1 protein-coding gene is annotated in these 3685 nt (G+C 71.8%); it reads right to left on the bottom strand.

The window, feature by feature from the left end; genetic code table 11:
- Positions 1-308 precede the first annotated feature (308 nt).
- Positions 309-3599 (bottom strand): SNF2-related protein, encoded by a 3291-nt coding sequence (locus ACFE76_RS16920; protein ID WP_375432947.1) that lies wholly within the window; start codon positions 3597-3599, stop codon positions 309-311.
- Between the last annotated feature and the right edge of the window lie 86 nt (positions 3600-3685).

Genomic DNA, 3685 nt, shown 5'->3' with positions numbered 1-3685 from the left:
GGGAGTTCGGCACTGGGAGTTCGGCACTGGGAGTTCGGCACTGGGAGTTCGGCACTGGGAGTTCGGCACTGGGAGTTCGGCACCAGACGCACTCGTGCCTCCCACCGCGCGCGGTGGGAGGCACGTGCTTCCCGAGTGTGGCGGCCGCGGAGGAGATGCGTTCCCTCCCCCAAGAGGAGAACCTGCCTCCGGCCACCGGGTCCCCCCGACTGCAATAGACCTACGATCAGTCCCCGACCCACCTCAGGTCGAGGAAATGTCCACTTCTGGACATGTCCAATAATGGACAGGGAACGGATCGGACCTGGTCAGCCGGTCAGCAGGACGCGGATGTCGTCGGCGCTGAGTGCGCCGCCGGCCATGGCGTCGCCCCCCAGCACGGAGTCGAAGAGCTCGGTCTTGCGAGCCTTGAGCTCCATCACCTTCTCCTCGATGGTGTCGACGGAGACCATCCGGTAGACGAGCACGCTCTTGGTCTGACCGATCCGGTGCGTCCGGTCAACCGCTTGCGCCTCGGCGGCGGGGTTCCACCACGGGTCCAGCAGGAAGCAGTAGTCGGCCTCGGTCAGGTTCAGGCCGAAGCCGCCTGCCTTGAGGCTGATCAGGAAGACCGGCGCCTCGCCGTCGCGGAACCGCTGGATCACCTGGTCGCGTCGTCGCGTCGAGCCGTCGAGGTAGGCGTACGGGATCTGGGCGGCGTCCAACCGCTCCCGGACCCGGCCGAGGAAGCTGGTGAACTGGCTGAAGACCAGTGCCTGGTGGCCTTCGGCGACCAGCTCGGTGAGCTGGTCGACGAGCAGCTCGATCTTGGCTGAGGGCACCCCGGCGTAAGCCGGGTCGACCAGCGAGGCGTCGAGGCTGAGCTGGCGCAGCAGGGTGAGCGAGGCGAGGATGGTGAACCGGTTGGCGTCCACGTCGGCGATCAGGCCGAGCACCTTCTGTCGCTCACGCTGCAGGTGCCTCTGGTAGATCCGCAGGTGCCGCGGCTGCAGCACCACGTCCAGGACCTGCTCGGCCTTGGCCGGCAGCTCCGGGGCGACGCTCTCCTTGGTGCGACGCAGGACCAGCGGCCGCATCCGCCGGCGCAGCTGGTCGAGCTTGGCCTGGTCGCCGCCGCGTTCGATCGGCCGACGGTAGAAGTCGCGGAACCGGTCCGGGTCGGGGAAAAGACCGGGGGCCGTCAGCGAGAGCAGCGCCCACAGGTCCATCAGGTTGTTCTCCAGCGGGGTCCCCGTCACGGCCAGGGTGAACGGGGCGGCGACCCGGCGGGCGCTGGCGTAGGTCTTGGCGCGGTGGTTCTTGACGAACTGCGCCTCGTCGAGCACCAGCCCGCCCCAGGTCTCGGCGGCCCAGGCGTCGTCGTCGATCCGCAGCAGGGCGTAGGAGGTGACCACCAGGTCGGCGTTCGCCGCGATCTCGGCGATCGACGGCCCGCCGCTACGCGCCCGCCTGGTCTCCGACTCCGTCACCGCCACCACCCGCAGCGTCGGCGCGAAGGTGGCCGACTCGCGCTGCCAGTTGGACACCACGCTGGTCGGCGCCACGACCAGGAACGCGCCAGAGGCCTCCTCGACCCGGGCCCGGCAGACCAGCGCCAGGGTCTGCAGCGTCTTACCCAGACCCATGTCGTCGGCCAGGATCCCGCCGAGGCCGTGCGACCAGAGCTGGTGCAGCCAGCGGTACCCCTCGACCTGGTACGGGCGCAGCTCGGCCACCAGCCTGGCCGGGACGGCGACGGGCTCGGCGCCCGGCTCCGGGCCACTGCCGCTCGTCAACGCCCTGACCGCGCTCGTCCAGCGGGCGGAGGACTGGATCACCTCGCCCAGCTCGACCAGGTCCTCCCACAGGCTCACCTGGGTACGGTTGATCCGCAGCTCCTCAGCAGCGACGTCGGAGTCGGTGAGGGACTTCGACTCCTCGATCAGGTCCCGGAGCCGCCGCAGGTCGGGCCGGTCGAGGCTGAAGTAGACCCCCGTCTCCAGCACCAGGAACTCGTCCTCACCGCTGAGCGCGACGAACAGCTGGTCGAACGGGACGCTCTCTCCCTCCACGCTGACCTCGACGTGCAGGTCGAACCAGTCGGCGGACCCGTCCCGCTCCACCGCCGACACGGCGACGATCGGCTCGGCCTCGGTGCGGCGGTAGTCGACGACCTGACCGGCCAGCACGACGACCACCCCGGCCTCTTCCAGTCGCGGGACCACCTCGTCGAGGAACGTCAGCGCCGCCGCACCCCTGAGCCCGGCGGGCTGCGGCGGCCGGTTGACCTGGGGCCAGCCGAGCTCGGTCCACCGGAGGTCGGAGAGCAGCGCGGCCTCGGCCGGCAGGTCCCGGCCGGCGGCCCGCTCGGCGAAAGCGCTCAACGGGAACGTGCGGACGCCGTCGTCGCGTTCGTAGCGGGCCGCCCAGGTCAGGTCGATCAGGGGTCCCGGCGCGAAGCCGACGGTCAGCTCCAGCAGCGGCGGCACCACCCGCGGCAGCGCCACCGACCCGTCGCTGGAGGTGACGGCGACGGCGTGCCGCAGCTCGGGCAGGAAGTCGGCCAGGAACCGCTCCTCGTCAGCGGCCGGCACGACCAAGGGGTGCGCCTCGACGACCAGCTGGCGCAGCTCCCGGCTCAGCATCGACGCCAACCGAGCCACCACCAGCTGCTCACCGCCGGCGGGGTCGGCGACGACGGTGAAGATGCCGTGGGCCGGCTCGCCGAGGACGCCGACCGACGGCAGCTCGAGCCGGTGCTCGCCGACGGTGACCCGGGGTCGGAGGAGCAGCCCGGCCGCGCCGGCCCGACGGGCGTCCAGGGTCACCGTCGCCGCATCGGCGGAGCGGACCGGACCGGACAACGGCTTGGCCGTCAGCAGCGTCACCTCCAGCGCCGCAGCCTGCTCGAGCAAGGTCCAGAACGCGCTGGTCACAGTGCCGATCGAGAGCCAGGGCGTCCGCGGCAGCGCGTAGCGCGCCCCCGCGCCGGCGGCCGCGCGGAACTGCAGCAGCAGCTCGCGGTGCTCAGGGCGGTAGGTCGAGGTCACGTGGTCGAGGTCCTCCCACGAGATCCCGCTGCGCACCCAGCCACCACGGCCGGGCCGGGCCGGCCGGATGCGCAGGTCCTGTCGTCCGGCGTAGCCCCGGAAGGCCGGGATCCGCTCGACCTCGAACTCCAGCGCGAGCGGCAGCGCGACCGCGGCCGGGTCGGTGCGGGGCGCACTCAGCAGCCGGGCCAGGGTCTTCTCCCACTCCGGGCGGTCCATCCGCTGCCGGACCGCGGCGGTGTGCCGGGCGACGATCAGCACCGCGGCGGCGTGCTTGCAGTCCAGCGCGACCGGGCAGGTGCACTGGCTGCGGTAGACCGTCGTACCGCCGGACCGGGACCGCGCGAGGTAGACCGTCACCTCGTACGCGTCGCGGTAGGTACCGCGGACCCGGCCGGTCACGGTCAACGACTCCTCGTCGAGGGCGACGTCCATGACGTGGCCGGACCGGGCGTACACCATGCCGCGCGCCAGCGCCTCGCTACCGACCATCGCGCGGATCTCGTCGTTGCCCAGCAGCGCCTCCCACGACGCGGCACCGGCCGCGGACGGAACGAGGGAGGACGGCACGTCGTCGATGCTAACCGGGGTCACTGACAGTGTTGACGGACCGCGGAGCGGGGTTGACGGACCGCGGAGCGGGGTTGACGGACCGC

The organism is uncultured Friedmanniella sp. (assembly GCF_964244005.1).
In the GTDB taxonomy this organism is placed as follows: Bacteria; Actinomycetota; Actinomycetes; order Propionibacteriales; family Propionibacteriaceae; genus Microlunatus.
This window is presented reverse-complemented; position numbering and strand designations above follow the sequence as displayed.